Here is a 25,834-nt window from a genome sequence, read left to right on the forward strand (position 1 = left end):
TTTTTATTCTTAATCTTATTAAATACAACTTCTGGGATTTATCCCTTTACCATTGCCTATTCTTTAACTTTTAGTAAGTGTGATAGCGCCTTATTACAAGGCTTATAATAAAGATTTTTTTCATAATCACTTTAGTTTATAAAAGGTAGGAGAGTCTTAATGAATGTTGATATTTCCGTAGATCGAACGTGGCAAAATAATTTTTTAAAACGAATTGATGAAGATGGTCCTTGGACAAATTGGGATTTATATCATTTAGCTTATAAAACAGAGAAATCATTACTCGTCCCTACTTTTGATGGATTGCAAGCACCGAAACATTTATCACATTTCACGCCGCTTCCGCATCAATTAGAAGTCGCTCAAAATGTCATTGAACAAATGAATGGTAAAGCGATTCTAGCAGACGAAGTCGGACTTGGAAAAACGATCGAAGCTGGTCTTATTTTAAAAGAATATATGGTACGAGGACTTGTAAAAAAAGTACTCATTCTCGTTCCAGCTTCCCTCGTTTCTCAGTGGGCGTATGAACTAAACACAAAATTTTTTATTCCTGCGGTCGCTCAAAAGAAAAGTTATTCTTGGGAACAAGCTGATGTCATCGTTTCATCAATCGATACTGCGAAACGTTCGCCACATCGCGATATCGTTTTAAATTTAGAGTATGACCTTATTATTATCGATGAAGCACATAAACTAAAAAATAATAAAACAAAAAACTATGAATTTGCACAACGATTAAAAAAGAAGTTTTGTTTATTACTAACCGCAACTCCCGTTCAAAATAAAATTGATGAAATCTTCAACCTTGTTTCTTTATTAAAACCAGGTCATTTAGGCAATCAATCTAATTTTGAAGAATATTATGCTTCCAAAAATCGTTCAGCTGAATCTGATGAAGATTTAAAAGCTCTCATCAATAAAGTGATGGTTCGAAATAGACGTCATAATACTGGAATTGATTGGCCAAAGAGGCATGTACGAACATTATTCGTTGAATTTAATAAGGAAGAACAAGCTTTATATAATGAAATTGAAAATTGGCGAGGACAAGATGCCTTCACGTCCGCTTTCTCATCCTTAACTTTAAAACGAGAGGCATGTAGTAGTCGTGAAGCTGTTTACTATTCATTAAAAAAACATGTAGAAAAAAGGCAGAAAGAAAATGAGCATTACATAAAGGACCCACATATTGATGTACTGATGGATAAAATTAATCATATTCCGTTCAACTCAAAAGCAAATAAAGCTCTAGAGCTTATAAAAGAAATTGACGATAAGGTCATCATTTTCACTGAATATAGAGCGTCGCAAATGTATTTACAATGGTTCTTACAACAACATGGAATTTCCTCTGTCCCATTTCGCGGTGGATTTAAGCGCGGGAAGAAAGATTGGATGAAGGAGCTTTTCCAAAATCATGCACAAGTGTTAATTGCGACCGAAGCTGGCGGTGAAGGAATTAACTTGCAATTTTGTAGCCATATGATTAATTACGACTTACCATGGAATCCAATGCGCCTCGAGCAAAGGATTGGGCGTATTCACCGCCTAGGACAAAAAAATGATGTTCACATTTATAACTTAGCAACAAAACATACTGTTGAAGAGCACATTTTAAAACTACTATATGAAAAAATTAATTTATTTGAACGTGTAATCGGCGAACTCGATGAAATTTTAACGAGAATCAATATGAAAAATATTGATGCGCATATTCAAGAAATTTTCGCGCAATCAAAAAGCGAAGGTGAAATTCGAATCAAGATGGAAAATTTAACATCTATTATCGATTTTGCGAAGCGCAATGAAGCTGAGGTGCAAGACTATGCAGCAAAATGAAATTCATAATTACTTATACAACTTTTTCGAGGCGAATAACTGTGAAATTTTAGAGCACTCTCCTCATCTATTAGATGTACAATTAACAATTGAAATGGACAAATTATTAATGAATCGTCCTTTCTATTGGCACTATCTCGAAAAAACAGGAGGCATTCCTAATCCGATGCGTCTTACTCTCCTTACAAATTCGGAGGATGAAGAAAATGATGGTGAACTTATTCATTACGGTTCACCACGTTTGCATCAAATCTTTGAAACAACAAAAGAACTAGGTTCATACATACGTTTATATGAGGAAGTGAAACATAGCGGGGCAACTCATACCCCTCTACATCCTTGGCTTGGTGTAAATATAAAAGTATCTTATCAATGCGACCGAAAAAAAGACATACTTCATTCCATCGGTATTCATCTTATTTCTGGCACAATGATTGCAAACTTTCATGACACTTTAGCAGAGATCAAACTCACGCCGAAAATACCTGATTTTTGTTTTACACTCTCACCTATCATTAAGCCACAAAGTGGCTTACAACGTATAGAGGATGCTTTAAAAAGTATAATAGCTGAAGACGACCATACGTGGGCAAAAGAAGCAAGAGTGCGTTGGAATCACGATTTAGACCTTTTAAATCGGTTTTACGAAGATAACGATGAACTTCCAGAAAGCTATGAAATTGAAAAGCAAGCATTACAAGAACAATACGAACCACGCATTACAATGCAAATTATAAACGGTGGTCTCTTCTATATTACCGCAAATCATTTTCTATCTTAAAGAAAGCTCCTTCGGCTTTAGAAGGAGCTTCTTTTAAGATATTTCCCAGCCTATTCTCTATCGTCATTACGCTCTTGCTGTTTTTTCTTCGTCATACGTTTCTGATATGCACGATCCTTCGCACTTACATGATTTGCATCAGTCGGAAGATTCTCTTTTGAACGTCCAATTCCATTGCTCATCTTTTCCCCTCCTTTTTCATGTTTCAACATGCACCTTTATTTTCAGCTAGAGGCTCAATCCTTATACAAAAAAATAAGAGCAGCAATTAGCTACTCTTACTCATTCACGTATTTTTGAAACATATCATGGATACCTTGATTTACGAGGTTCGAGATTTGCTCGTCAGATTTATTCGGATAACGATCACGCAATCTGATAGATGCCTTCACCATTAAATTTTCTAATACAGAACGGCCACCTTCTCCATAAATAATTTCAGCATACTTAACAAGCCTTCCATCCTCTAATGTTGCTGGATTATGATTGAAGAAAAATTTACTCATTGTCTCCACCTCTCTCTTTGATAACGTTTACATTTATATAGATTATTTATGTTATTTATTTCACAATATTGTATGCATGTATATTTAATTAGTTTCATTATAAAGCAACATATCAATAGTAAATATGTGATTTTCCGTCCATTTTGTGAACAAATCAAAAATGAAAGCGTTTCCTTTATTATATACTAAAAAAACTTACTACGCTAGGGGCAATTTTTTTCAATCTACTACTCCCCCAAAGATTGATATACTTTTTCTTTTTCCATTAAACCTTATACAATTTTCAGAAATTATATTATAAAATATATGTATGACTTAAGGAGGCTCTATATGAATCAAAATAAAAAAGCTATATTAGATCTTGTCTTTTATCTCGTATTCCCATTCCTCATTTGGAAATTTGCAAAACCTTATATCGATCCTTATTACGCAATGTTAATCTCATCTGTCCCTGGGATTATTTATACACTGTATACGTTTAAAAAGGAAAAACAGTTTAACGTGACAGGGTTCTTTATTTTAATCACACTCATCGCTAATACAACTGTAGATTTAATATCAGGATCAGCCGAACGAATGTTATGGAATGATGCATATTACCATATCGTACTCGGTATTATCGTCATATGTTCAATTTTTATAAAAAAACCACTTATGTTATATTTTGCTGCGGATATTGCAGCACTTCAAGGTCATGATCGCGATAAAAGCCGTGAGCTTTATCGTGATAGTCGTATATATCCAGCATTACAATATTTAACACTATTTTTTGGTCTTCAATTTATTTTAAAAAGCTTCTTGAAAATCTATTTTATCTCTGTTTTCGGTGTAGATGGATATGGTGAAATGAGAGCTATTATGACCGCTGTTGGTTGGGGAATTTCTATTTGTATAGGAATAGGATTTGTATGGGTAAATAATAAAATACATGCAGTTACAGAAGAAAAAGAGTCTGTACAATAGAAAAAATCCCTAGTGCCTTATTGCACTAGGGATTTTTCATTCCATATACTTATCACAAAAGAATCCAATGTATTTTCACCGTAAATACTCGTAGAAAATAATTAGCTTGATTTTTTTCTTTTATCTTTTACATTTCGATAAAACAAAGCAGCGCTCAGCGGCATAACACCAAACCATTTATTTAAGAATGGCTCTTTCTCTGCACGGCGTTGTTCCTTCTTTTGTTTTCGATCCTCTTTTGGAGCATCCATATATGACACAAATTGCTGTGTCACAAAGCGAACATAATCATTAGTAGACATATTATCATCACCTCTACTTGATTAGTATGTCCACTTTTTTATACATTAATCTTCCCCTTTAATTCATTCATAATTTGTTCTACAGACTTATTTGTCGTATCAATATGAATATCCGCCTCTTCATAATAAGCTCGGCGCGATTCGAATTTCGTTACAAATGCATCTATATCTTTCTTCTGAAATAGCGGACGTGTCGTATCTTCACGAAGCCTTTCTGCAATCACATATGGATCGCAATATAAATATACGACAGTGCCGTTCTCTTTCATCCACTTTCGATTTTCTGCGCGTTCAATAATCCCTCCACCAGTTGTAATAATTACATTATGGGCTGGTAGTGAACGCAACATTTCACTTTCATATTCACGAAAAACAATTTCTCCTTCTTCGGCAAAAATGTGCCGAATTAACTTCCCTTGCTTCTCTTCAATTTGGTGATCTGTGTCTACAACATCCATATGAAGTTCTTTACTTAGTGCTTTCCCGATTGTTGTTTTCCCTGCTCCCATATAACCAGTTATGTATATAGACTTCATTTTCGTCCCTCTCAATCATCCATTATTATTTGTTATTATAACGAAAGATGTTACTTTATTTAATAAAAAAACGTTTTGTTCTTCTTATGCTATGAAGAACAAAACGTAACATACTCACTATTTTTTCACAATCAAACAAGCTAGCTAGCTTGCTTTTACTTATAAGTACCTCTTCTCATCCATTGCGTTGCAATCCATTTCTCGCCTTTCGTAACAGGTGCCCCTCCGTGTAACGTAAGCTCATTTAGTGATTGGTCTTGATAAAAATATTCAAAGTATACTGCCATTCCCTTTCTAGGGTGTACAGAAAGATTTAATTTCGGAAAGAATGTTTCCCCGCCTTCTTCTACATCATTTAAGTACATCACAAGAGTACTTATACGATTATTAGCAGCTGATCTACTATGTTCCGCAAAATAATCATAGTGCGCTTTATATTCTTGATCCACTGCATAATTTAAAATGTGCAATCCTTCTCCATGCGCTACAGGAACATTCGTGATAGATGAAATTCGTTTTTCAATCTTCGAAGTAAGTTCATTCTCTTCTAAAAATGCACCGCTACTTGTTCGAATATCATTTACATTACGTGATGAACCAATTTTAGAACGCTCCATTTTATTTTTAGACAATTCGATTAATTCATCACATTCTTCATCACTTAATACATTTGCTAATACGACAATAAGGGGCTCTTCGAATCTTGAGATAATGTGTACATCTCTATCCTCTGTCACAATCGTGTTGCCTTTGTGATCAAAAATCGTCATTTCTTTATTTCCAACTATTTGATTTTCATTTTCCATGTACCTATCTCCCTTAAAAAAATGATCGGATAGCATGAATATATCATACTCTTCCCACCCTTCTCTTTTTTGAGAAAATTTAAACTTTAACCTTCTATATTTATCTATTTTCATAAAAAAACTCGACTCATTTTTGAATCGAGATACATGGTTTTTCTATATATATTTTATATAAATATTGACATCCAGTTCTCTCAATTACATTTACATATCAGCCTTCTACCCAATCAAATATTTTATTATCCTTTTTCCTATAGCGAAAGCTCACTACATAAAAAACTTTCTGTTTCGTAACACACTGCAACGAAATGATAATAACATCATTTTCAAAGACATACTTTCCACTCACTTTTCCTTTTTCATACTGAAATAAAAATGTATCATTCTTTTCTTTTTGCTGTAAATCTTGTTTTATATCTGAAATAGCTCGATCAACAAGTTCCTCCATAAAAATTTTTTGTTCTATTTCAATATAAAATTTTTTATCCGAAAGTAACATATTTGTTTCATACATCAAAAAAGAAGTTAATAAAACCAGCAAAATAATTGTTCCTGGCAATGCAAACCCATCTTGTTTTCTCATGTTTCTATTCCAATTTCACTATAACGCATAACAACACCTTCATATATTTCACCACTTATATCTTTCACGTATATAAATAGCAAATGAGGTGTTAATTTGTACGAAACTGCTTCAACCTTTTGTAATATAAATTCCCCTCCACGCATATTTACTTTTCTTATAAGATTACTATTCACTTTTTCATACGTCACCTCATCACCATTACGGTGTTGGAAACGCAAAATACTTTCATTATTTTCAATTACTATATTTCTCCCCATTGATACTTCACGATACTCCATTTGCACTTGCTCTAAAAATACATCCCACTCCCAATCATTTAATCCTTTTGACTGTATATTTTCGATCCCTATAATATGAAGCCGTGGTAAAAGTAAAAAGAACATTAATAAAAGAAACAAACACGCAATCATTTCTATTAATGTGAACCCCGCTTCTAATTTATTTTTTCTCTGCATAAAGGCATTGCTCCATCGTTCTCCCTTTCACATCATTCCACATTGTACAAACTTCATCTCCTCTCCAATATGTGTAATATACAACTCCTTTTATGACTTGCTCTTTTATTCGCTTTTCCTCATTCTCATACACGAATAAGATTGCTTCTTTTTTTAATAATACAAATGCTTTATAGCGCATTTGTATATTTTTTCTTTCTTGCATAATCAATATCGTTTGCGGGAGCAATAACGATACCGCCATCATTAATAAACTTAGCGCTACTAGCATCTCAGCCATTACTGATCCTTTTTGACACTTCACGATACGTAAATCTCCCTCTTCCGAGCTGAAATACAATCTCATATTTGTAATTTCGATACGAAAGTAAAATCGTACCACCCCTATTAATATTTCCCCTCAAATTATACGTCATCGGATTTGGAAAAGTATGCAAATCAATTTGTATATTTTTATCATATTCTCTCTTAGCAATTAAAGATTCCGTCTCCGATTCCCAAATATAATACATATATTTCTCTTTATACCATCGTAACGTATACTGTTTTTGATGCTTAATCGCTAACTGCTGCATATACAAAACATCATTTGAAAACTGTTTCAAAAACTGCTCAACTCTTTGTTTTTCATATAATGAAGTAACATTAAAATGCGTAACAACACTCAGTACAGAAATAGTAAATAAAACGAGTAACATTTCTAAAAACGTAAAACCTTTTTGCTTCACGATTTCCCGACAGATACTGCACCATCATCGGAAATATAAATTAATTCACCTTTCGGGCATGTTTTAGAAGTAATATACTTTCCTTCTTCAAGCGCATCTATTGATGGAATCTTATTATACTGTAACTGATATACTTGTATTTGTGCTTCTACAGATTTTACATATGCGTCGCACCCTTTTCCCTGCACTGAGGAACGCTGTGTAACTACATTTGGAATGATCAATAGTAATAATACAGATATAACAACCATTACTAATAGCATTTCTAAAAGAGTAAAACCTTTCTCATTCTCCATACAAATCCCCCTAAATTGAATTCATCATTTGAAACATTGGCATAATCATTGCCAAATACATAAGAATGACTATAACCCCAATACATGTAAATAAAATCGGCTGAATTACAACTAAAATGTTTTTAATTTTCCGTTCTATCTTTTCAATAATAAGTTCACTATAATCACCAAGCTCATTTGCTAGATTACCGTTTACTTGTCCATGCGTAATAATATAAGAAAGTTCTTTTTCGTAATAACCACTTTTAGCAATAATAGTTTGTAACTGTTCTCCCGCAATTAATTGTCTTTCAATCCTGGTTGCTTCATAATGAAAGAACGGATGATGCTTTTGCTCCATCATTACTATTAAAGCTTCTAGCACTGACAATCCACCTTGTAATAATCCACTTAATTGAGCAGAAAAATAATGCGAATGATTTAAAATAAGAAATGTTTTTATGAGAGGAATATGGATTAAAATCTTTACTTTTTGAATAGGAGGAAGTTTTCGAAAGTAAAACATATATAAACTAAACCCAATTATTACAGTAAGAAAAATGATAAAAATGAAGTAAGGTAATGATTTGATTATAAATAAAATTTGCTCCGTAAGAGGTGATGCTGTAGAACGTAAAGAACTATAGAGAGTTTCAAACTGTGGCAATAAAATGAGGTTGAAAACAGAAAGAATAAGCATTAAAAAAAATGATAAAAAAATAGGATATTGAAGTACTTTCATCATATCTTTCTTATATTTATCCTTCTTATAAAGAAGCACACTCCCTTGTTGCAATGCAAAAGAAATATTACCGTGTCGCTCAGCATAAAACAAATAACTTAGCATATCCGGATGAAACATTAATTGATGAAAAGAATCATGCAAGCTTTGTCCGTTTTTCAACCCCTCTATCATGCGCTGTACCTGATCTTTCTTTCCTGAAGGTAATTGAAACTGCAAAAATTCTAACGCCTGTAAAAGTGAATAACCTTTTTCTAATAACTCGCTTAGCCTTTTCAACAGTAACACTTGATCGCTTAAACTCCATTTTCTCTTAAACATAAACATCTTCTTCTAAAAACCCTAAAGCATATCCTTTTCGTACTGCCGATTCCAATGTTTCATAGTTATACATAACATGCTCTCCACTTGCTTCTTTAATCGCTTGTTTCAATTCATATCCATATAACAACTCATAAATGCTTGCCTGCCTTACTTGCCTCATTGATTTGCATAAAGTTGAACATTTCCCTTTGCAAAACGGACATTTTAGTTCAACGAGTCGCTGCGCTGCTACGGCTAATAATGATTGTTCAATTTCTTGTCTTGTAATACCGTAATCCATAAATCGTAGTATCGCTCCTTTCGCATCATTTGTATGCAACGTCGTCATTACTAAATGTCCAGTCAAACTTGCTCTTACAGCTACTTTTGCTGTTTCTTCATCACGAATTTCACCGACTAAAATAATATCCGGATCGTGACGTAAAATAGCCCTTAGTCCCGTCTCATATGTGATACCTGCTTTTTCATTAATTTGAATTTGTAATAAGCCGTCCTTCCTTTTTTCAACCGGATCTTCAAGTGTAACGATGCGACGTGTTTGTCTTTTTCTAACTGCCTCTAATAATGCATACATTGTCGTTGTCTTTCCAGAGCCCGTCGGTCCAGTAAACACGAGTAACCCATGAGAATGATGTAAAAAAGAGAGTAATTTTTTCGCTGAGCTTGGAAATAATGAAAGATGAGAGAGTGGCTGAACAGATGCCTGTAAATGTAAGCGAATAACGAGACTTTCTTGGTATACTGTTGGAAGTGTTGAAAGGCGTAAATATACTTCCTCTCCATCGATTTGTAAATACAATGAACCGCTTTGTGGCTTTCTCCTCTCTCCTATATCCATCGATGCTAAAAATTTAAAATGCGAAACAAGCTTTTCTCCAAAGTCCTTTTCAATATACTGTTTCGTAATTAAATCTTTCCCTATACGTAATTGAATCGCCACATCCTTTTGCCTTGGTACAATATGTAGGTCCGATGCTTGTACCCCGCAAGCTTCTTTCATAATCATATTCGCAAAAAGCTCGACACCATTCATCAAATTCCCCTCCTCACCATGTATATATCATGAAAAACTGGAAAAGAAAAATTAGTACTTTTGTATTTTCACTAGAACAAAAAGGAAAAATATGTTTGTGAAATTATGAACAATTTCCGAATTATTGTCTGAAATTACCTATATGTAAGTTTATCTGTATTATAATGTTAATATCTTGGATAAAGTGATAAAGGTGGAGATCCTCATGGAACAAACTTTAAAAATTACAGGTGTATTATCTGACCCAACTCGTTATTACATTTATAAATACATTTCGCAAAAACATAATTACGTAACTGTACAAGAAATTGCAGATGAGTTTAACATTCATCCAAACGTAGCACGCTTGCATTTATCTAAATTAGAAGATGTTAATATGCTAAAGTCAGAAACAAAGAAAACTGGAAAGGGCGGGCGACCGAGCAGACTATACGTCTTGTCTCAAGATGTCATCCAGTTACAATTCCCATTTCGCGATTATCAATTATTAGCGAAAGTAGCTTTTAATTCACTACTTAGCCTTGGGGCAGCTGGTGAAAAAGCACTTTATGAAACAGGAAAACAATTTGGTAAAGAATTAATGGAACAACATATGCATCAGTTAAATGTAAGTGAAGAAGCATTAACAATAGAACAAAAAATTCAAATCGCAAAAGAAGCATTCTCAACAGCTGGCTTATCTCCTGCTTTTGAATTAAGTACAGATGGAACTAAAATTTTCTATGATGTACACAATTGCCCATTTAAAGAAGTTGCTGTTCATCATCCGACTGAAATTTGTAATATGCACGGAGATATGATGAGAGGAATTTTTGAAATCCTATTTCCGAACGCGGAATTAACAAGAAATGATAGTCTACTTGACGGATGTAAATCTTGTAACTATAAAATTCAAATTTAATTTCCTATCTGAGAAGAAGTCAATTATAGTTGGCTTCTTTTCTTTTATATGAACGAATATTTACAATAGTATGAAAAATAAACTATAATGAAGAGAGGTTTTACTTTTTCTAGAAAAGGAGGGAGATGGCATGGAGCGCATGTTTCGCGTTCTCGGCTTTTGGACTGGAATTTTCTCGGTTATGTTTTACTTAGGGGATATGCATTCGACCGCACTACTATTTTTAGGACAAACAGGTTTCTTCGTACTTTTAAGCTATTTAAAATTAACAGAGCGTATGTATATATACGTATTCGGGGCGTATTTAACAGTGTTCTTCATTGGATTTACATGGTACACAACGTTTTTACTTGTCCCTGGAGTTGGACATTAAAAGATGGCAAATTTGCCATCTTTTTTTAATGTCCCGCAATTTCCTAGTTGACTTATAGGTTTTATTAACTTATATTCTATATAACACATTGGAATTAGGGGGAATTAACATGAATACACTACTTGTCGGTATTAACATCGCAGTCATGCTCATTTTAGTTGGTGTATTGTATTATATGCAACGTAAGCATGTATCTTTTAATAAACGTGTATTTACTGCTTTAGGAGTCGGAATTATCTTTGGTCTTATATTACAATTTATTTATGAGCCTACTTCTAAAGTAATTATCGAATCAAATAACTGGTTTAACTTGATCGGTAGTGGTTATGTGAAATTGCTGCAAATGATCGTTATGCCACTTATTTTAGTATCTATTATTTCAGCATTTACAAAATTACAATTAACGAAAAACCTTGGTAAGATTAGTAGTCTTATTATTGGAATCTTAATTCTTACTACAGGAATTGCCGCAGCTGTCGGTATCGCTGCGAGCGCAGGATTTGATGTTTCGGCAACGGGATTACAACAAGGAGATGCAGAATCTGCTCGTTTGAAATTAGTAGAAGAGAAATTTACTTCAATTGAAAACACACCAATTCCGCAAAAATTGTTAGAGTTATTACCTACAAATCCATTTCTTGATTTAACAGGTGCTCGTCCTACATCAACAATTTCTGTCGTAATTTTTGCAGCCTTTATCGGAATTGCCTTTCTCGGTGTAAAGAAAAAGTATCCAGAACAAGCTGAGTTATTTAAAAAGATGCTTGATGCTGCATATGCGATCGTAATGCGAATGGTAACGTTAATTTTACGACTTACTCCATACGGCGTATTAGCACTTATGGCGAAAACAGTTGCTGGTAGCGATATAAATGCTATTTTAAAACTTGGTAATTTCGTTTTAGCGTCTTATGTAGCACTTATCGTAATGTTTATCATTCACTTATTATTAATTGCTCTATCTGGTTTAAATCCAATTCAATATATAAAAAAGGTATTCCCTGTATTAACTTTCGCATTCACTTCTCGCTCTAGTGCAGGTGCAATGCCATTAAATATTGAAGCGCAAAAAGAAAAACTTGGTATTTCAGAAGGAATCGCAAACTTCGCTGCATCCTTCGGGGTATCTATCGGTCAAAACGGTTGCGCAGGTATTTATCCAGCGATGCTTGCGATGATGGTCGCTCCAACTGTCGGAATTGATCCGTTACAACCACAATTCATTTTAACTTTAATCGCTGTCGTTGCAATTAGCTCATTCGGTGTTGCCGGTGTTGGTGGCGGTGCAACATTCGCAGCATTAATCGTACTATCTACAATGAACTTACCAATCGGTATTGTCGCTCTTGTTATCTCAGTTGAGCCATTAATCGATATGGGGCGTACAGCTCTTAACGTGAGTGGCTCTATGACAGCAGGTCTTATTTCTAGTAAATGGCTTGGTGAATTAGATCAAGATACGTACAATCAAGACGATGTAAAAACTGGAGAAATTGCTTCATAATAAAAAAGGAAGCTAACATGGTAAATTGTTAGCTTCCTTTTTTTATTTCTTCTCATCTTCCTCTTTATCCCGCATTAACGGGCAGTAAGGCTCCCACCTCAAAATTCGGAGAATGCAAGGAAGTTAGGTGGGAGATCAACTGCCCGTAAACGCCCGATTGGTTCAACTAATAATCAGTGGGAGATGAACAAAACCCCCACTGATTAAAGTTTCACTTTATCTTTCAAACATAAGGCATAACATATCGTCTCAAATACTATAAATAAAGCTCTACCAATATCTTTTATTTTCTCACAGCCCGTCCCTTTTACAAATAACCATTTTGCTCGCACCATTCATGAAATTGCCGCACATCTACTCCAACTAAAACAATATCCTTTAGCTCTACATCAATACTTTGATCACCAATTACAATTACAAAATATGTCTCTAATTGTTTTTCCTTTTTCTTTACAATTCCAATTCGGTTTCGATATGGTCCATCTTTTATATATGCTTTTTGTCCTACAATATCAAAGTTCAAGATTCTCACCTCTTTTATTGCGCTCAAATTGGAAATACGAACTCAAATTCAGAAAATTTCCTTTCATTGCACTATTTCTCTATATATATGACGAAACAATAAAAGAGTCCTTCCTTCTTTACAATTATTTTTTCTTTGTTTCATTTTTATGATTGAAACGTAAAGTTTATAATAAAATACACTTGGAAGCGCTTTCCTTGTAGTTTTTTATGTTATAATATATAAGTAGAACTTCGTAAAGAGGGTTAAAAAATGAATACAAACATGATTAAAAAAGTAATTGAAGCATTAAAAGTATATGGCTTTCAGGATGTATCATTCTGTGACAAAACGAAGCAATTTTTATTTCATAACGAAACTGATATTATGAGCGGCTATGCAGAAATAACATATAGTAGTCAATTTGAAAAATTCAACGTACAAATTCATCCAATTGAAACGCATCATCAAGCAGAGTTACAAGAGGTTGAAAGACATATACAAGCTTGTATAAGAAAAGTGGAATATTTAAACGCACTTCTTACTGGGCAGACAAAACTAGATAATAAAATTATTATTATGTAAAAAAAGAACGTGATATCCTCACGTTCTTTTTCATTATACGTTCATTTTTCCCTTTAGCTGTAATCCAGTAATGGATTCTAATACATCCATCGCTTCTCCAAACGTCATATCAAAAATTGTCTTATCCTCTATGTATGGAAATTGTCTGAAACGCTTTTCTAACATTTTCACAGCATCCGACGTAAAGTTTGCACTATCAATGCCAAATTCTGTTTCAAGAAGAACGATCCAATCTAACACATGAAAACCTAATCCATTGACGAATGAAATAAGTTTTTCTTCTGGCTTTGAAGATAAGAATACGTGTCGTTCCATCTCACTGAAAAGTTCTTCTCCTAAAATTTCCGCTAACTCATCATCATGTTCGCGTTCAATAATCTCTTCGTAGCCGTAATCGTCAACAAGCTCTTCTACTTCTTCGCTATCCTCACTAAGCAATTGACTAAGAAGTGCATCTTTCTTGAATTCACTTTTTTGTACAACTTCTAAAAAACTCGTTTCCCATCCATTTTCTAATTTCATATTTATAACTCCTTTATATACTTTACTTATCATCACTGTACCCAAAAGATTACCTTTATAATCTTTTAGGTAGTTACTATTATTTCACTTTATTTATAACATGAGATGCAAACAATTCTGCATCTCCTTCAAAAATACTTACCTCTGGCAAATGGTAAAACGTTGTTTGCAGCGGGTGTCCTTCATGATAAATATATACCTTTTTCTCTAGCGCAATCGCCATTCCAAACTCTGTATGACTTCCATTTCCGCCATCTAATATAAGTAAAAAGACATCGGCTTCTTTTATAGCATTCTTCTCTGCCTGACCAATTTCTCTTAATTGTTCTTGATTAACTGCTCTTTCATTTTGGGTCCAATCATATGTATGGTGCCATCCTGAATTTTTCAGTTCATTCGCTATAGAGCGTACAAGATGTTTATTTTGAAATCCTGAAGCTATATAAAAATTCATTTATATACACTCCTTAATTATGTATGGGGAAACTCCTTCTTTAGCGTTAATGGGGGTTTTTTCAAAAGAAATCCCCATCTTTAGAACTTATTTGTGTTTAAATGATGGGGTGCCTCATGGTCTTCTTTTATTTTTTGTTTTTTATAACTTTCATCAGCTAACATTTCTAGTTCAGCTGTTATTTCTGATTTCTCAAGCTCTCGTTCTTGTGAAAATTTCCGTGAAATATAAACAATAACACTACCAACGTACAACACAAAGCATATAATAAGTGCAGTATTTTCATAGAGACTTAGCTCCAACACAGTCACTCCTAATCCATTCGTATTTTCACGCTTAATCAATTGGAATTTCCCTATTAACCATCTGTTATTGTAACATAAATATATCAATTCTTCGAACCTTTCATTCTATTGAAAAAGGCATGATTTCAAAATCACGCCTCCGAAATATGTTTAATAATGGTCTTTATCGCTTCTTTCCCATTATATTTTTTTAACGATTCTTTATATGTTTCATTATTATGATATAACTCTTCTACATGCTTTATAAGCGAGTCCACCGTTACATCCTCTTCATATAATACCGATGCATACCCTTGTCTTTCAAAGGATTCTGCATTTAAAATTTGATCTCCGCGACTTGAAGATTTCGATAACGGAATTAAAACCATCGGCTTTTGCAATGTTAAAAATTCAAAAATCGCATTGGATCCTGCACGTGAAATAACAAAATCTGTTGCTGCTAATATATCTGGTAACTCTCCATGTACATATTCAAATTGTCTATATCCTTCTTTATTTTGTAATGATTCATCAAGATTTCCTTTTCCGCAAAGATGAACAATTTGATAATTTTTCAAAAGATCTGGAAGTGCCAATCGAACAGTTTCATTAATTTTCTTTGCTCCTAAACTTCCTCCCATAACAGTAATAACGGATTTCTTACGGGAAAACCCTAGAAACTCTAAACCTTTTTCACGATTTCCTCTTAGTACTTCTTCACGCACAGGTGATCCTGTATATATTACTTTCTCTTTCGGTAAGTGCTTCGCAGCTTCTTCAAATGTAACAAATATTTTCGAGGCAAAACGGAGCGCAATTTTATTTGCTAGTCCAGGTGTCATGTCAGATTCATGTAGCAAAACTGGCACCCTATTTAGCCACCCTCCAATTACGACTGGTACAGATACAAAACCACCTTTTGAAAAAATAACATCCGGCTTTAGTTTGCGAATTGTTAAGTACGCATCCATAACCCCCTTCATCACAAGAAAAGGATCTTTTATATTTTTCAAATCAAAATAACGACGTAGCTTCCCACTCGCAATACTATAGTACGGAATTCCTTCATTTTCTATAATCGTTTTTTCAATCCCTTGATGAGAACCGATGTAAGAAATGTCCCAGTTTTTTTCCTGTAAATGTGGAATAATTGCTAAATTAGGTGTTACATGCCCTGCCGAACCGCCACCTGTAAAGACTATTTTTTTCATACGTCTCCCCCTTCTACACTATAGTACACTAAAATACCTTGCCTCAGGGTGAGAAAATACCATAGCCGTTACAGACGCTTCCGGCTCCATCATAAATCCTTCTGTTAATGAAATCCCTATTTCCTCTGGGTGGATTAAGCGAAATAATTTTTCTTGGTCAGCAAGTTCTGGGCATGCTGGATAACCAAATGAAACACGAATACCTCTATATTTTGTACGGAATCGTTCCTCCATCGTCAGTTCTGGTGAGTCTGGAATTCCCCAGCGATCTCGAATTAACATATGTGTTTTCTCTGCGAGCCCCTCTGCTAATTCGAGTGCTAACGATTGAATCGCATGACTGCGTAGATAATCTCCCTTCGCCTTCCATTCCTCTGCAACATCGCGGACACCTTCTCCAACAGTGACAGATAAGAAAGCAACATAATCCATTTCATCTCCAATAGGGCGTAAATAATCCCCTAAAGTACGGTATGGAGCTTTTCCTTGTCTCGGAAATGCGAATCGCTCTATAATACGCGTATGATCTTCCGGATCGTATATAACGATATTTTGTCCATCACTTTGCGCCGGGAAAAATTGATATACCGCTTTTGGACGTAACCAAGATTGTCCTTCTTGTAATAATTCATCAATTAAGTCATTTAGCTCATGCGCTCTTTTATCTCCTTCTTGCAGGAGTTTTTTTACATTTCCTTTTAATCCAAGGTGGTGCCCGAGTAACATTTGTCTATTTAAAAATGGGGAAAGATGTGAAACCGGAATATCGCGTAATACAATTCGTTTTGTTGAATCGGGCACTATAACCGTCGCTTTTGGTAAAGGTTCAATAACTGCCGGAATTTCTACTTTCTTCTCCTCTTGTTTCACAATATGAAGATGGCGTTCCTTTTTATCTTGCTTCATCTTCTCACGCTCTTCTTCTTTTTGTAACCGATTAATAATATCAAGGCCAGTCATCGCATCACTCGCATAGCATACGAGCCCTTTATATGATGGAGAAATACGATTATCTGTAAACTTTCTCGTTAGCGCTGCACCACCGACAACAATTGGAATATCAATATTCGCTGCTTTTAAATCTTCGGCAGTCGTTACCATTTGTTGAGCTGATTTTACTAATAAACCGGACAGACCAATAATATCAGGTTTCTTTTCTTGTACTTCTTGAACAATTCTATCCGAACGAACATTAATTCCTAAATTAATAATTTCATATCCGTTATTTGATAAAATAATTTCAACAAGGTTTTTCCCAATATCATGTACGTCCCCTTTAACGGTCGCTAATAATACTTTCCCTTTTTTCGCACTATCGCTAGATTCCATATGTGGCTCTAAATAGCTTACGGCAGCTTTCATGCTTTCAGCACTTTGCAATACTTCAGCAACTATAAGCTCATTATTATTAAATAATCGCCCCACCTCATCCATTCCTGTCATAAGTGGACCATTAATAATATCCAGCGGTTTTCTACCTTCTGTAAGCGCGAGACTTAAATCTTCTTGTAGTCCTTGCTTCGTACCTTCTACAATATAGTTTGCTAATCGTTCATCAAGCGTTAGCGTTTCTTGTACAACGACATCTTTCGTTTTGGCAACACGATAAAAGTTTGTAAACTCTTCTAACGTCTCTTTCGTCGTTTCAAATAATAATGCATCTGCAAGACGTTTTTCTTCCTCTGGAATTGATGCATAGCGCTCTAATTTTTCCGTATTGACAATCGCATAATCTAATCCTGCTTTCGTTGCATGATATAGAAAGACCGAATTTAACACTTCTCGGCCGGCCGGCGGTAGACCAAATGATATATTACTCACCCCTAAAATCGTTAAACATTCTGGTAACGCTTCTTTAATAAGACGAATCCCTTCTATAGTCGCTGCCGCTGAACCTATATATTCTTCATCACCTGTTCCTACAGGAAACACAAGCGCATCAAAAATAATATCAGATGGGCGTATACCATACTTCTTCGTTAGTAACTCATAACTTCTTTTAGCAATCTCTATCTTTCGCTCTGCACTAACCGCCATGCCATCTTCATCAATTGTTCCTACAACTATAGCGGCTCCGTATTTCCGAAGAAGAGGTGTCACTTTTTTAAAACGTTCTTCTCCATCTTCTAAATTAATAGAGTTGATAACAGCTTTTCCTTGAATATAAGTAAGAGCTTTCGCCATAACATTTTCATCTGTCGAATCAATCATAATCGGGACTTTTAGCACTTTCGTAACTTCTGCCAAAAATCTTTCCATATCTTCTATTTCGTCACGATCAGGGTCCGCCATACAAATATCAATAATATGAGCATTTTTCTTCACTTGCGCTCTTGCCACTTCAGCAGCCTCTTCAAATTTCCCTTCTGCTACTAATCTTTTAAACTTACGCGATCCAATTACGTTCGTTCTTTCTCCAACAAATAGGGGCCTCATAGAATCATCGTATTGCAGCGCTTCCAGCCCACTAACTCCATGTCCAACTCGTTCATGATGCTCACGAGGATTAATCGAGGCAAGCGCCGATTTCATTGCACTTATATGTGCGGGTGTTGTGCCACAACAACCACCAATAATATTAATCCAGCCTTCTTCAGCAAAACGTTTTACTTTTTCAGCAAGTGAAGCCGGCGATTCATGATAATGCCCATCTTCATCAGGAAGACCAGCATTTGGATAACAAGAAATATAACACTCCGATAAATCAGATAGCGAACGAATATGTTCCCTCATAAATTCCGGACCAGTCGCACAGTTTAATCCAACAGATAACGGCTTCATATGCTCTATTGATAAATAAAAAGCTTCGATTGTTTGCCCTGCTAAAGTCGTTCCCATCGGCTCAATTGTTCCCGAAATCATAATAGGTACTATTTTGTTTAGTTCTTCAAACGCCGATTGAATTCCAATATACGCAGCCTTTACATTACGCATATCTTGACTCGTCTCAACGAGCAATACATCAACTTCTCCTCTTAATAATCCTCTTGCTTGCCTTGTATATGCTTCGATTAACTCTTCAAAAGTCACACCGCCTGTAACACTAATCGCTTTCGTCGTTGGTCCCATCGCTCCCGCAACATATACTTCTTTCCCGCTTTCTTTAACCGCTTGCTTCGCCAAAAGCGCTGCCCTTTCGTTTAACTCTTCATCTAAATGAGACAATGCATAATCACTTAGTACAATATTAGTTGCACCAAACGTATTTGTTTCAATAATATCTGCACCAGCTTCAATATACGCTTTATGAATCTTTAAAATAACATCGGGTCTTGTTTTTACTAAATATTCATTACAACCTTCGTATTCTTCTCCTCCAAAATCTTCCGCTGTTAAGTCTTCTTGTTGGATCATCGTTCCCATTGCACCATCTAATATTAAAATTTCATTTTGTAATCTCTCTTCTATTCGTTTCATCAATTAATACCTTCTTTCACTTCTTTCACTTCTTTCACTTCTTTCACTTCTTGCTTTTCTCTCACATATTTCACGAGATGTTCTGTAATTTCATATTTTAAAAACGGCGTAATAAGATAAATACCGTTAAAATATTTCATCGCCGCATCAATTAATTGTTGTGAAATACGAATTCCTTCTTCGATAGCTGCCTCTTTCGTTTCATGTCCATACATTCTTTGCCTTATCTCTTCTGGAAGAGTAATACCCGGCACTTCAAAATGAAGAAAATCGGCATTCCGCTTACTTACTAACGGCATAATTCCAATAAAGATAGGTTGTTCCAAATGCTTTGTCGCTTCATATACTTCTTTAATTAAAGCTACATCATAAATCGGCTGAGTTAAGAAGTACTCTGCTCCAGCATCTATTTTTCTTTCCATTCGTTTTACCGCTGCTTTTAAATGTCTTACATGAGGATTGAATGCACCTCCGACAGAAAATCTTGTTGCCGGGCCGATTGATTTCCCTAAAATAGAACGACCGTCGTTCATCTCTTTAATCATTTTAATTAGCTCGATAGATGACAAATCATATACAGAAGTTGCACCTGGGAAATCACCAACACGCGCTGGATCACCAGTTAAAGCTAACACTTCCTCCATACCTAATGCTGATAATCCAAGCAAATGAGACTGCAGTCCAATGACGTTATGATCTCTACACGTTAAATGCGTCAATACTGGAATATCATGCTTCGTTAATAATGCACCCATAGCCATATTAGAAACGCGAGGAGATGCTAATGAATTATCTGCTAGAGTAATAGCATCCGCTCCAGCCCTTTTCAGTGCTCTTGCCCCTTCAAAAAATCGCTGCGTATCTAACGTTTTCGGTGGATCTAATTCCACTACAACTGTCGTTTGTTTCTTTGTCTTCTCCGCGAGAGTAACATGAGCTCTCGAACGCTTCTCGTGTGTATGGACCACTTTAGGCCTTGGAATCGTCTCCTTTGCTATTACGGGTGCAATATTTGCAATAGCACGTTTCATTCCTGCAATATGTTCCGGGGTAGTACCACAACAACCGCCTAATAAACGAATACCTTGTTCAATAAATTTTGGTGTCATCTCTTCAAAATATGCTGGACTTCCCTCATACACGTAACGCCCCTCTACATAATTTGGGAGACCTGCATTCGGATATGCTGATAAATAGCCATCTTGAGGGATCGATATCATTTTGAAAGCTTCCGTCATATGAAGTGGTCCTAGTTGACAGTTCAATCCAACGACATTTGCACCGTAATCTAAAAGCTGTTTTAATATTTCATTTACATCATTCCCATTTTGAGTCGTACCTGCCTCATGTAATGCTAACTGAGCTACAATCGGAATATTCGTTTGTTTACGCAATACTTTAACGGCATGCAATAATTCAAATTCATCATAAAAAGTTTCTAATAGTAATCCATCAACCTGTTCTTCTAGTAAAGCACCTGCCTGCTCAAGTAGCATAAATTCTCGCTCTATATCAGTCGTTGTAACAGCTCCAATATGTTTCATACCGCCAATTGTCCCTAAAATTGCATTCCGCTCTGTTACTGATGCTTTCGCAAGCTTCACCGCCGCTTTATTAATTTGGACAACTTGATTTTCCAAGCCATACATACGTAATTTCGCTTCATTTGCCCCATACGTATTCGTTTGAATAACATCCGCTCCAGCAGATACATATTGTTTATGGATTGATATAATTAAGTCCGGATCAGACAAATTCAATTCTTCAAAACTACTTTGTAAACCATGCGAATGTAATAACGTTCCAACCGCACCGTCACCTATTACAATTCCTTTTGATAATAAATCTAGTAATTTCACGTATCTCCCTCATTTCTATCAATATAAAAACCCCTCTTCACTTTGAAGAGGGGGACATAATTGTTCCTCCTCTTATTATGCAAAACATTCGTTTTGCAGGTATTAGCACCGTTTCAAACTTTCGTTTGAAGGTTGCCGGGTTTCACAGGGCCTTTCCCTCCACCGCTCTCAATAAGAGTTTGTCTTTATTATTTTATTTATGTAGCTAAAAGGAAATACGCTCCCCTTTTAACAATGTTTGTTAATTTTTTAATAAATTTAGCATGCACAAAAATAAAAGTCAATGACACTTGCGGAAAAATAAAAATTATTTAAAATAGAGTTGCAATTCAATTATCTTTTGTTGTAAAGTTAAAAACATAATAAAAATTTCATACGAACATTCTTATCTAGAGAGGTAGAGGGACTGGCCCTATGACGCCTCAGCAACCATTAACGTTCATTCGTTAATAAGGTGCTAATTCCAGCAAATTGTGAAAGATTTGACAGATGAGAAGAAGACTCTATTCAAACCGAAAGCCTTCTTCTTAGAAGGCTTTTTTTATTTTACATTCACATAGTCGTTCACTTTATAAAGGGGGAATTTTCACATGTCAACAATCGAAACAAAACTAGCACAAATCGGGAATCGTAGCGAAACTACAACAGGAACTGTTAATCCACCAGTTTATTTCTCAACTGCTTATCGGCATGAAGGGATTGGTAGATCCACAGGATTTGACTATTCAAGGACTGGAAATCCAACTCGAGGTCTTTTAGAACAAGCGATCGCAGACCTAGAAAGTGGCGATCAAGGTTATGCCTGTAGCTCAGGAATGGCAGCTGTTCTCCTTGTCCTTTCACTATTCCGTTCCGGAGATGAGCTTATCGTATCTGAAGACTTATACGGAGGAACGTATCGTCTATTTTCCGAACATGAAGAAAAGTGGAATGTTCGATGTAGATACGTAGATACACAATCAATTAAACAAATTGAGCAGGCAATCACATCTAAAACGAAAGCTATTTTCATAGAAACACCAACTAATCCGTTAATGCAAGTAACTGATATCGCAGCAGTCGCAAGTGTAGCTAAGCGAAACGGACTACTTCTTATTGTAGATAACACATTCTATACACCTTATATACAGCAACCATTAACAGAAGGTGCCGATATCGTCCTTCATAGTGCAACGAAATATTTAGGCGGGCATAACGATGTACTCAGCGGACTTGTCGTTGCGAAGGGGAAATCACTTTGCGAGAAACTTGCTCATTATCATAATGCTTCTGGGGCTGTCTTAAGTCCATTTGATTCATGGCTATTAATCCGCGGTATGAAAACTTTAGCACTTCGCATGAAACAACATGAAGAAAATGCTCATGCAATTGTTGCATTTTTAAATGATGAAGATGGTGTGACAGATGTATTTTATCCAGGAAGAGGCGGTATGATTTCGTTTCGTCTTCAAGATGAAACTTGGATTAATCCTTTCTTACAATCTCTATCCTTAATTACATTTGCTGAAAGTCTTGGCGGCGTCGAGAGTTTAATGACTTATCCAGCAACGCAAACTCATGCCGATATTCCAGAAAAAGTTCGAACAGCACGCGGTGTGTGTAATCGTCTTCTCCGTTTTTCAGTCGGCATCGAAAATAGCAATGACTTAATTCAAGACTTAAAACAAGCAATTAAACTTGTAAAAGAAGGTGTAAGAATATGAGTTATTCCGTAGATACGCTTTTACTGCATAATCAATATAAGCATGACTCACAAACAGGAGCTGTTAACGTTCCCATCTATAACACATCAACATTTCACCAGTTTGATGTAGATACTTTCGGAAAGTATGACTATAGTCGATCTGGTAATCCAACACGTGAAGCTCTTGAAGATATCATTGCTTTATTAGAAGGTGGAACAAAAGGATTCGCCTTTGCATCAGGCATTGCAGCAATTTCTACTGCATTTCTCCTTCTTTCGCAAGGTGACCATGTTCTTATTTCAGAAGATGTATATGGCGGCACTTATCGAATTGTTACTGAAGTTCTCTCCCGTTATGGTGTTTCACACACATTTGTTGATATGACCAATTTAGAAGAAGTGAGACAAAATATTAAATCGAATACAAAACTCTTTTACATCGAAACACCTTCTAATCCACTATTAAAAGTAACGAATATTCGTGCCGTTTGTGAATTAGCGAAATCAATCAATGCTCTTACATTTGTAGATAATACATTTTTGACACCACTATTTCAAAAGCCGCTTGATCTTGGGGCCGATGTCGTACTTCATAGTGCAACAAAATTTATTGCTGGTCATAGCGATGTCACCGCCGGATTAGCTGTCGTAAAAGATGAAGAGCTCGCTCAAAAGCTCGGCTTTCTACAAAATGCTTTTGGTGCTATTTTAGGACCTCAAGATTGTTCTCTCGTGCTTCGCGGTCTGAAAACATTGCATGTACGTCTCGAACATTCAGCTACCAATGCCAATAAAATTGCACATTTTTTACAAGAGCACTCTAAAGTTCAAAATGTCTATTATCCTGGATTACAATCACATCTTGGCTATAGTATTCAACAATCTCAAGCAACATCGGCTGGGGCTGTTTTATCTTTCACCTTACAATCCGAAGATGCACTGCGCCAATTTTTATCGAAAGTTAAACTACCCGTTTTTGCGGTTAGTCTAGGAGCTGTTGAATCTATTCTTTCATATCCAGCAAAAATGTCACATGCAGCTTTATCACAGGAAGCACGTGATGAAAGAGGAATTTCCAACTCATTACTTCGTTTATCGGTTGGTCTTGAAAATGTTAACGATTTAATATCTGATTTCGAGAATGCTCTTTCTTATGTAGAAGAACCTATAAATGCATAAATGAAAGAAACGAAGCTGTGTACGAATAATAAAATTTCCCAACAAATAAAATAGTTTTTAAAAGATGATATGAAATTGAATTTTCATATCATCTTTTAATGTTTCCTAGTACATTGAATGCTTTTTGACTTTTTTGTACCCTTCTATAATTCATTAAAAAACAAGAGTGTATAATACATCCCTAAATGATAGAATTATTAATATATTACAAAATGAAAGAGGTAAAAATAATGGAGACTTGTGCAGATGTTTTAATTGTTATCGATTTACAAAATGGCGTATGTTACAGCAGAGACCATTTATTTGATTTGCAAAATTTGCTCACTAAAGTAAATAATAGAATCGCCTTATATAGAGAACTACATAAACCAATCATTTTTGTTCAACACTGTGATGAAGAATTAGTACCTGAAGAAGAACTTTGGGCTATTCATGCCAATCTAGATGTTCAAGAACAAGATTTTTTTGTAAGAAAAACACATGCAAATTCATTTTATAAAACAAACTTAAAAGAGATTTTAGACAAATTATCTGTACATCGCATTGAATTTTGCGGTGCCCAAACAGAATACTGTATGGATGCTACGATTAAATTTTCTCATGGATTAGGATACGAAAACTTCATGGTACAGAAAGCAACCTCTACTTTGAATAATTCATTTATGTCTGCACAAGAGACGATTGATTTTTATGAGAATATATGGAACAACAGATTTTTAAAGTTGATAAAAAATGAACTCTAGAATAAATGATTACTGACTTGATCATGCTAAGATTTATCAGCTACACTCAAGTATTTCATTATCACCATAAAGAAGCTGATTACATTCGGCTTCTTTTATTTTAACCTGTTTTATATTCTATATGTAACATTATGATTCCTTTTTCATATTATTTTAAAAATTTTGTATATTCATTTGAAAGAATAAGAAAATCATGATAAAATTGTGTTACAAATATATCTATATCTTTCAATTTTTAAAACGCGTCAAAATTTTCAACCAAAAGTGTCATTTTACAAAACCGTACAAATTTATCTATTTTATTTACATCAGGGTCTCTTTTCTTACAATTTCTTTACTTTAGGACTTTTTTTCTGCAACAACTGTTTTCTTTTCTTTAATTTTTTGGTATGTATAGTATGGTAAAACAGCTCACACGGAGGTGGAAGAGAACATGTTAGAAACCTTTCAAAAAGAAATAGAACTATATGAAAGCAATGCAGAATTATTGAAAGTGCTTGCTCATCCTGTTCGCTTATGTATTGTAAAGGGATTAATTGAACGTGGCCCAAGCAACGTTTCTACAATGTACACAGGCTTAAACATGCCACAATCTACAATTTCACAGCATTTAGCAAAGTTAAAAAGTGCTAAAATCGTTTCTAGTGAAAGAAAAGGATTAGAAATTTACTACAAAGTAGAAAACGAAACAATTATTCAACTCGTTCGCGTATTATTAGGTTAGGGACCAATAGACA

At 35.0% G+C, this 25,834-nt stretch carries 31 protein-coding genes and 2 riboswitches; of the genes, 12 read left to right on the forward strand and 19 right to left on the reverse strand.

Annotated features, from left to right (window positions below; translation table 11 throughout):
* Nucleotides 1-159: 159 nt before the first annotated feature.
* Together ACTFQM_RS16130 and ACTFQM_RS16135 are read left to right on the forward strand one after the other, a co-directional pair.
* Nucleotides 160-1,842 carry a DEAD/DEAH box helicase gene (locus tag ACTFQM_RS16130; protein WP_265621827.1) on the forward strand — a complete coding sequence of 561 codons (1,683 nt, stop codon included), beginning with the start codon at nucleotides 160-162 and terminating at the stop codon, nucleotides 1,840-1,842.
* Entirely contained in the window at nucleotides 1,829-2,623 is a 795-nt protein-coding gene (locus ACTFQM_RS16135) for a YqhG family protein (RefSeq protein ID WP_025147459.1), read from the forward strand. Before ACTFQM_RS16130 ends, ACTFQM_RS16135 begins: the two co-directional genes overlap by 14 nt.
* A gap of 50 nt (nucleotides 2,624-2,673) precedes the next feature.
* On the opposite strand, the gene ACTFQM_RS16140 is transcribed toward ACTFQM_RS16135, so the two are convergent.
* Nucleotides 2,674-2,805 (reverse strand): hypothetical protein, encoded by a 132-nt coding sequence (locus ACTFQM_RS16140; RefSeq protein ID WP_377889248.1) that lies wholly within the window; start codon nucleotides 2,803-2,805, stop codon nucleotides 2,674-2,676.
* 96 nt (nucleotides 2,806-2,901) lie between these two features.
* Entirely contained in the window at nucleotides 2,902-3,129 is a 228-nt protein-coding gene (locus ACTFQM_RS16145; protein ID WP_000032698.1) for a hypothetical protein, read from the reverse strand.
* A 72-nt stretch (nucleotides 3,130-3,201) separates the two neighbouring features.
* On the opposite strand from ACTFQM_RS16145, the gene ACTFQM_RS16150 reads away from it, so the two are divergent.
* Both ACTFQM_RS16150 and ACTFQM_RS16155 read left to right on the forward strand, forming a co-directional pair.
* On the forward strand, nucleotides 3,202-3,318 hold the full coding sequence (locus tag ACTFQM_RS16150) for a GTP pyrophosphokinase (RefSeq protein ID WP_071718678.1): 117 nt from the start codon (nucleotides 3,202-3,204) through the stop codon (nucleotides 3,316-3,318).
* Between the two features lie 141 nt (nucleotides 3,319-3,459).
* Nucleotides 3,460-4,092 (forward strand): VC0807 family protein, encoded by a 633-nt coding sequence (locus tag ACTFQM_RS16155; protein WP_025147457.1) that lies wholly within the window; start codon nucleotides 3,460-3,462, stop codon nucleotides 4,090-4,092.
* 101 nt (nucleotides 4,093-4,193) lie between these two features.
* Here ACTFQM_RS16155 and ACTFQM_RS16160 read toward each other — a convergent pair whose 3' ends face one another.
* The 10 genes from ACTFQM_RS16160 to comGA form a co-directional block, all read right to left on the reverse strand.
* Complete coding sequence (locus ACTFQM_RS16160) at nucleotides 4,194-4,394, reverse strand: YqzE family protein (protein ID WP_002173442.1); 201 nt, start codon at nucleotides 4,392-4,394, stop codon at nucleotides 4,194-4,196.
* A 38-nt stretch (nucleotides 4,395-4,432) separates the two neighbouring features.
* Entirely contained in the window at nucleotides 4,433-4,930 is a 498-nt protein-coding gene (locus ACTFQM_RS16165; protein WP_002173443.1) for a shikimate kinase, read from the reverse strand.
* A gap of 155 nt (nucleotides 4,931-5,085) precedes the next feature.
* Nucleotides 5,086-5,736 carry a 2OG-Fe(II) oxygenase gene (locus ACTFQM_RS16170; RefSeq protein ID WP_048374177.1) on the reverse strand — a complete coding sequence of 217 codons (651 nt, stop codon included), beginning with the start codon at nucleotides 5,734-5,736 and terminating at the stop codon, nucleotides 5,086-5,088.
* A gap of 211 nt (nucleotides 5,737-5,947) precedes the next feature.
* A complete protein-coding gene (gene comGG / locus ACTFQM_RS16175; RefSeq protein WP_440035195.1) occupies nucleotides 5,948-6,319 on the reverse strand; it encodes a competence type IV pilus minor pilin ComGG in 372 nt (123 codons plus the stop codon).
* A complete protein-coding gene (comGF, locus tag ACTFQM_RS16180) occupies nucleotides 6,316-6,777 on the reverse strand; it encodes a competence type IV pilus minor pilin ComGF (protein ID WP_440035197.1) in 462 nt (153 codons plus the stop codon). Before comGF ends, comGG begins: the two co-directional genes overlap by 4 nt.
* The gene (locus ACTFQM_RS16185; RefSeq protein ID WP_440035804.1) at nucleotides 6,761-7,057 is read right to left on the reverse strand and encodes a type II secretion system protein; all 297 of its coding nucleotides are present in this window, start codon (nucleotides 7,055-7,057) and stop codon (nucleotides 6,761-6,763) included. Before ACTFQM_RS16185 ends, comGF begins: the two co-directional genes overlap by 17 nt.
* Nucleotides 7,050-7,505 carry a competence type IV pilus minor pilin ComGD gene (gene comGD / locus ACTFQM_RS16190; protein ID WP_440035199.1) on the reverse strand — a complete coding sequence of 152 codons (456 nt, stop codon included), beginning with the start codon at nucleotides 7,503-7,505 and terminating at the stop codon, nucleotides 7,050-7,052. Before comGD ends, ACTFQM_RS16185 begins: the two co-directional genes overlap by 8 nt.
* Nucleotides 7,502-7,801, reverse strand: coding sequence for a competence type IV pilus major pilin ComGC (gene comGC, locus ACTFQM_RS16195; RefSeq protein WP_002173449.1), 300 nt, complete (start codon nucleotides 7,799-7,801; stop codon nucleotides 7,502-7,504). The genes comGD and comGC overlap by 4 nt, the downstream gene beginning before the upstream one ends.
* A gap of 10 nt (nucleotides 7,802-7,811) precedes the next feature.
* Nucleotides 7,812-8,849 (reverse strand): competence type IV pilus assembly protein ComGB, encoded by a 1,038-nt coding sequence (comGB, locus tag ACTFQM_RS16200; RefSeq protein WP_440035201.1) that lies wholly within the window; start codon nucleotides 8,847-8,849, stop codon nucleotides 7,812-7,814.
* Nucleotides 8,836-9,879, reverse strand: coding sequence for a competence type IV pilus ATPase ComGA (gene comGA / locus ACTFQM_RS16205; protein ID WP_002173451.1), 1,044 nt, complete (start codon nucleotides 9,877-9,879; stop codon nucleotides 8,836-8,838). The genes comGB and comGA overlap by 14 nt, the downstream gene beginning before the upstream one ends.
* A 205-nt stretch (nucleotides 9,880-10,084) precedes the next feature.
* Here comGA and ACTFQM_RS16210 point away from each other — a divergent pair, with 205 nt between their 5' ends.
* From ACTFQM_RS16210 to ACTFQM_RS16220, 3 genes are all read left to right on the forward strand, one after another.
* Nucleotides 10,085-10,780 carry a helix-turn-helix transcriptional regulator gene (locus ACTFQM_RS16210; RefSeq protein WP_002173452.1) on the forward strand — a complete coding sequence of 232 codons (696 nt, stop codon included), beginning with the start codon at nucleotides 10,085-10,087 and terminating at the stop codon, nucleotides 10,778-10,780.
* A gap of 130 nt (nucleotides 10,781-10,910) precedes the next feature.
* On the forward strand, nucleotides 10,911-11,153 hold the full coding sequence (locus tag ACTFQM_RS16215; protein WP_002173453.1) for a DUF2626 domain-containing protein: 243 nt from the start codon (nucleotides 10,911-10,913) through the stop codon (nucleotides 11,151-11,153).
* Between the two features lie 109 nt (nucleotides 11,154-11,262).
* Nucleotides 11,263-12,657 carry an L-cystine transporter gene (locus ACTFQM_RS16220; protein WP_440035204.1) on the forward strand — a complete coding sequence of 465 codons (1,395 nt, stop codon included), beginning with the start codon at nucleotides 11,263-11,265 and terminating at the stop codon, nucleotides 12,655-12,657.
* A gap of 307 nt (nucleotides 12,658-12,964) precedes the next feature.
* Here the strand turns inward: ACTFQM_RS16220 and ACTFQM_RS16225 are convergent, their stop codons facing one another.
* Nucleotides 12,965-13,180: a DUF3912 family protein gene (locus ACTFQM_RS16225; RefSeq protein ID WP_025147446.1), complete on the reverse strand. Its 216-nt coding sequence runs from the start codon at nucleotides 13,178-13,180 to the stop codon at nucleotides 12,965-12,967.
* A gap of 252 nt (nucleotides 13,181-13,432) precedes the next feature.
* Here ACTFQM_RS16225 and ACTFQM_RS16230 point away from each other — a divergent pair, with 252 nt between their 5' ends.
* Entirely contained in the window at nucleotides 13,433-13,744 is a 312-nt protein-coding gene (locus ACTFQM_RS16230; protein ID WP_440035206.1) for a hypothetical protein, read from the forward strand.
* Nucleotides 13,745-13,777: 33 nt separating this feature from the next.
* Here ACTFQM_RS16230 and ACTFQM_RS16235 read toward each other — a convergent pair whose 3' ends face one another.
* The 6 genes from ACTFQM_RS16235 to ACTFQM_RS16260 all read right to left on the reverse strand — a co-directional run bounded on the left by ACTFQM_RS16235 (nucleotide 13,778) and on the right by ACTFQM_RS16260 (nucleotide 21,491).
* Nucleotides 13,778-14,266 (reverse strand): hypothetical protein, encoded by a 489-nt coding sequence (locus ACTFQM_RS16235; protein ID WP_002173457.1) that lies wholly within the window; start codon nucleotides 14,264-14,266, stop codon nucleotides 13,778-13,780.
* A 79-nt stretch (nucleotides 14,267-14,345) separates the two neighbouring features.
* Nucleotides 14,346-14,720, reverse strand: a complete 375-nt coding sequence (locus tag ACTFQM_RS16240; protein WP_265621835.1) for a nucleoside 2-deoxyribosyltransferase — start codon at nucleotides 14,718-14,720, stop codon at nucleotides 14,346-14,348.
* 80 nt (nucleotides 14,721-14,800) lie between these two features.
* Nucleotides 14,801-15,061, reverse strand: coding sequence for a DUF3966 domain-containing protein (locus ACTFQM_RS16245; protein WP_025147442.1), 261 nt, complete (start codon nucleotides 15,059-15,061; stop codon nucleotides 14,801-14,803).
* A gap of 95 nt (nucleotides 15,062-15,156) precedes the next feature.
* Nucleotides 15,157-16,215: an undecaprenyldiphospho-muramoylpentapeptide beta-N-acetylglucosaminyltransferase gene (locus ACTFQM_RS16250; RefSeq protein WP_440035209.1), complete on the reverse strand. Its 1,059-nt coding sequence runs from the start codon at nucleotides 16,213-16,215 to the stop codon at nucleotides 15,157-15,159.
* A gap of 18 nt (nucleotides 16,216-16,233) precedes the next feature.
* Nucleotides 16,234-19,632, reverse strand: coding sequence for a methionine synthase (gene metH, locus ACTFQM_RS16255; protein ID WP_440035211.1), 3,399 nt, complete (start codon nucleotides 19,630-19,632; stop codon nucleotides 16,234-16,236).
* Nucleotides 19,632-21,491, reverse strand: a complete 1,860-nt coding sequence (locus ACTFQM_RS16260; RefSeq protein ID WP_440035212.1) for a bifunctional homocysteine S-methyltransferase/methylenetetrahydrofolate reductase — start codon at nucleotides 21,489-21,491, stop codon at nucleotides 19,632-19,634. Before ACTFQM_RS16260 ends, metH begins: the two co-directional genes overlap by 1 nt.
* Before the next feature lie 69 nt (nucleotides 21,492-21,560).
* A riboswitch (SAM riboswitch) is annotated at nucleotides 21,561-21,669 on the reverse strand.
* Nucleotides 21,670-21,873: 204 nt separating this feature from the next.
* Nucleotides 21,874-21,987, forward strand: a riboswitch (SAM riboswitch).
* A 94-nt stretch (nucleotides 21,988-22,081) separates the two neighbouring features.
* Here ACTFQM_RS16260 and metI point away from each other — a divergent pair.
* From metI to ACTFQM_RS16280, 4 genes are all read left to right on the forward strand, one after another.
* The gene (metI, locus tag ACTFQM_RS16265; RefSeq protein ID WP_440035213.1) at nucleotides 22,082-23,194 is read left to right on the forward strand and encodes a cystathionine gamma-synthase/O-acetylhomoserine thiolyase; all 1,113 of its coding nucleotides are present in this window, start codon (nucleotides 22,082-22,084) and stop codon (nucleotides 23,192-23,194) included.
* The gene (gene metC / locus ACTFQM_RS16270; RefSeq protein ID WP_002173464.1) at nucleotides 23,191-24,354 is read left to right on the forward strand and encodes a cystathionine beta-lyase; all 1,164 of its coding nucleotides are present in this window, start codon (nucleotides 23,191-23,193) and stop codon (nucleotides 24,352-24,354) included. Before metI ends, metC begins: the two co-directional genes overlap by 4 nt.
* Before the next feature lie 230 nt (nucleotides 24,355-24,584).
* Nucleotides 24,585-25,097 carry a cysteine hydrolase family protein gene (locus ACTFQM_RS16275; protein ID WP_440035215.1) on the forward strand — a complete coding sequence of 171 codons (513 nt, stop codon included), beginning with the start codon at nucleotides 24,585-24,587 and terminating at the stop codon, nucleotides 25,095-25,097.
* Nucleotides 25,098-25,530: 433 nt separating this feature from the next.
* Nucleotides 25,531-25,821, forward strand: a complete 291-nt coding sequence (locus ACTFQM_RS16280; RefSeq protein WP_000894375.1) for an ArsR/SmtB family transcription factor — start codon at nucleotides 25,531-25,533, stop codon at nucleotides 25,819-25,821.
* Nucleotides 25,822-25,834 lie beyond the last annotated feature (13 nt).

It is taken from the genome of Bacillus cereus group sp. MYBK30-2 (assembly GCF_051915945.1).
In the GTDB taxonomy this organism is placed as follows: Bacteria; Bacillota; Bacilli; order Bacillales; family Bacillaceae_G; genus Bacillus_A; species Bacillus_A paramycoides.